Annotated in this window: 3 protein-coding genes; all 3 read left to right on the plus strand. The window is 76.9% G+C overall.

All coding sequences use genetic code 11. The features are described 5' to 3' along the window. Positions 1-16: 16 nt before the first annotated feature. The gene (locus AAHZ94_RS31410; protein ID WP_349997114.1) at positions 17-1,129 is read left to right on the plus strand and encodes an N-acetylglucosamine kinase; all 1,113 of its coding nucleotides are present in this window, start codon (positions 17-19) and stop codon (positions 1,127-1,129) included. 710 nt (positions 1,130-1,839) lie between these two features. Further along, positions 1,840-2,115: a hypothetical protein gene (locus tag AAHZ94_RS31415; RefSeq protein WP_349997112.1), complete on the plus strand. Its 276-nt coding sequence runs from the start codon at positions 1,840-1,842 to the stop codon at positions 2,113-2,115. Then, positions 2,108-2,959: a hypothetical protein gene (locus AAHZ94_RS31420; RefSeq protein WP_349997113.1), complete on the plus strand. Its 852-nt coding sequence runs from the start codon at positions 2,108-2,110 to the stop codon at positions 2,957-2,959. Before AAHZ94_RS31415 ends, AAHZ94_RS31420 begins: the two co-directional genes overlap by 8 nt. The last annotated feature ends 228 nt before the right edge of the window (positions 2,960-3,187 follow it).

Here is a 3,187-nt window from a genome sequence, read left to right on the forward strand (position 1 = left end):
GTCCCACCCGGAACAGTTGGCACGGCTGCGCCAATCCTGTCCGGCGGGGGGGGGCGCCCCCGGGGGGCCCCGCCCCCCCCCGGGCCCCCCCCGGCGGGCCGCCCCCCCCCCCGGCCCCGGGGGGGCCGGCCCCGCCCCCCCGCCCCGCCGCCGCCGCCCCGGGGGCGGGGGGGCCCGGCGGGCCCCGCCCGGCCGGGGGGGCGGCGGGCCCGGGGGGGGGGGGCCCCCGCCCCGGGGGGTCGGCACCGAGCGTGCGGTGGCGGGCCTGGCCGAGATCGTCGCCCGGGCCGCGGCCGATGCGGGGCTGGCCGATCAGCTCGCGCAGCGGAGCGCTCCGCTGGCCGAGCACGTCTCCGCCTGTCTGGCCAACTGCGACCTGCCGATCGAGGAGGAGCGGCTGACCGAGGCCATAGCGGCGCTCGGTTGGGGCCGTACGGTCAACGTCACCAACGACACGTTCGCGCTGCTGCGCTCCGGGCTGCCGGACGACGGAGAGCCCACCGGGGTCGCCGTGGTCTGCGGTGCGGGCATCAACTGCGCGGGGCTCGCCCCCGGCGGGCGCCCCGCGCGCTTCCCCGCCATCGGCCGCATCTCGGGCGACTGGGGCGGCGGCGGCCATCTGGCCGACGAGGCGCTGTGGTGGGCCGCGCGGGCGTGGGACGGCCGGGGCGAACCCACCGAACTCGCCTCGGCGCTGCCCGGCCACTTCGGGCTGACCGACATGTTGGCGCTGATCACGGCGCTGCATCTGGGCGAGGTGGCGCCGACCCGGCGGTACGAGCTGACGCCGGTGCTGTTCGCGGTGGCCGATGCGGGGGACGCGGTGGCCCGCGCGATCGTGGCACGGCAGGCGGACGAGGTGGTCACCATGGCCACCGTCGCGCTCGCCAAGCTTGACCTGCTCGGTGAGCACGCTCCGGTGGTGCTCGGCGGCGGGGTGCTGGCCGCCCGGCACCGGCTGCTCGACGGCGGGGTGCGCGAACTCCTGGCCGAGCGCGCGCCCAAGGCCACCCCGCACGTGGTGCAGGCTCCGCCGGTGCTCGGCGCGGCGCTGCTCGGCCTGGACCACATCGGCGCGGACCGGGCGCTGTACGAGCGGCTGCGCGCGGCGTACGGGGCGGCGGCCTGACCCATCCGGTCGGTGGCGGTACGGGCTGCGGTTTCGGGTCGGCCCGCCCCGGCCGGCGGCGGTGGCTTCGGACCTGCTGGGCCGGTGTCGGTAGTGGCTCAGGTCCGCCCGCTGCGGCCGACGGTGACGGTCCGGGCCCACCTCGGCCGGCGGCGCCCCGGCCGCCCCGTTCCGGCCCGTGACCACCGCCCGGCCGGGTGCACCCGAGCGGGTGGACCGGGCCGGGCACGCCGGGTCGTGGCCGGGGTGGCGTCGGGAGGCGAATGCGAGGGGCGTGGTGGCGGTGGGGGCCGTCACCACGCCCGCTCCAGGGGGCGCCCCGGAGCGCACGGCCGGAGCGCGCCGCAGCCCGCGCCCCCGGTGTTGCCGGCGCGGCAGCGGGCGTACGGCGGGCAGGCAGACCGGCGGCGGAGCGCCAGCAGAAGGCGGGCCGCGCCCGGCCGGGGCAGCGGCGGGGCGGCGGCGGAGCAGCGCGAGAACGGCATCAGGACGGCGTCAGGGCGGCAGCGGAACGCCCCCGCCTCGACCACCCGTCTTATCCGCCTAGTCCGCATTGCAGAACAACGGGCGTTGAGTAGGAACTTCGCATCTATTGTCCTCCATTCGGAGCACGCCCCCGCAGGCCAGACCGTCGTTAACCGGACGTGACTTCATCCACCGCGCTTCCCGGTACCACAGCCCCGGCCGCGCCCCTCACGGAGTCTCACCGCATGGGGGACTGGGTCCTCACGGCCACGCCCCCGGGCAGCCCACGGGGCTTCACCCACGCCCATCTCCAACGCGGCGCAGAATTCGTCCACCTTCGGTATTGCCAAGCAGAGTTGGCCGATCTGGCCACCACCATGGAGCGCATCGAGGCCGATTTCGTCCAGCGCTGTGAGGCGCTGCGCGGGCCGCGTGCGGAGTCGGCCAGGGCGCCGGCGGGGCGCTCCGATCCACAGCCGAAGCTCCCGTACGCCCGGCTCCCGCAGGACGACCATGCATGAGCGATACGACTACGGCGGCTATGACGTACGCGCCCCCGGCGCCGTCCCGCACCCCGCCTTCGGGCCGGGCAACGAGTCCGGGCTCGGCTTCGGGCCGGACTTCGGTGGCGGGTTCGCGGCGTACGACTCGACGCCGGTGGCCCCCGAGACGGGCACCGCGTTCGTCGCGTACGAAACCTTCCCCGCCGGGTCCGAACCGCTCACCGCGCCCGACCTCGCCGTGCTCGGCGGGCACTGGGACTCCGAGGCCGAACTGACCAAGCTGTTGCGGGAGTCGGCGCCGACCGAGGAGTTCGACCCGCTCGTCGGGCCGGACATCCCCGTGCCCCGACTGCCCCAGCAGCCCCCCACTCACCGTAGACGGCGCCTGCACCGGCTCCGTGGGGCCGTGCGCGACACGCCGCGCACGGTGACCCGTGCCGAGGTGCTGAGTTGTCTGATCGCGGTGCTGGTCGCGGTCATCGTGGCCGTGGTGAGCGTGCTCGGCGGGATGTTCGCGCACGATCCGCTGCGCCAGGTGGTGGCACCGAACGTGGCGCACCACCTCGCCATGTGGTGGCCGGTGTTGATCTACGGGCCGTGGCTGGTGGCCTCGCTGTCGATCGTCCGGCACGCGGTGCACTACCGCAGGGCGCCGCACGCCTGGGCGGCCGTGGTGCTGTTCAGCGCGTTCTCGGTGGCGCTCTCGGTGGCGCACGCGCCGCGCACGGTGGGCGGCATCGCCGTCGCCGCGCTCCCCGCGATCGCCGCGCTGACCTGCTTCCACCAGTTGGTCCGGCAGATCACCCTCACCAGGCCGCCGCGCCGCTCCTCGCCGGCCCAGCACGGGTCGTCCCGCCCCTAGCCGCGCCCCGCCCCGCAGGCCCGGGCCCGCCGCACGCCGCCCCCACGGCGTCGGCGCCGCCCGGGCCTGCCGCTTGTCCGGAGCTTTCGCCTGTCTGGGCTCCCACTTGTCCGAAGCTCTCGCTTGTGCGGGGCTCCGGCTCCTCCGGGGCTCCGGCTTGTCTGGGGCTCTCCCCCGCCGAGGCTCCCGTCTGTCCCCGGCTCGCCCCGGCGCTGCCCTGTCTCGCGC

It is taken from the genome of Streptomyces sp. HSW2009 (genome assembly GCF_040240285.1).
Classification (GTDB): domain Bacteria; phylum Actinomycetota; class Actinomycetes; order Streptomycetales; family Streptomycetaceae; genus Streptomyces.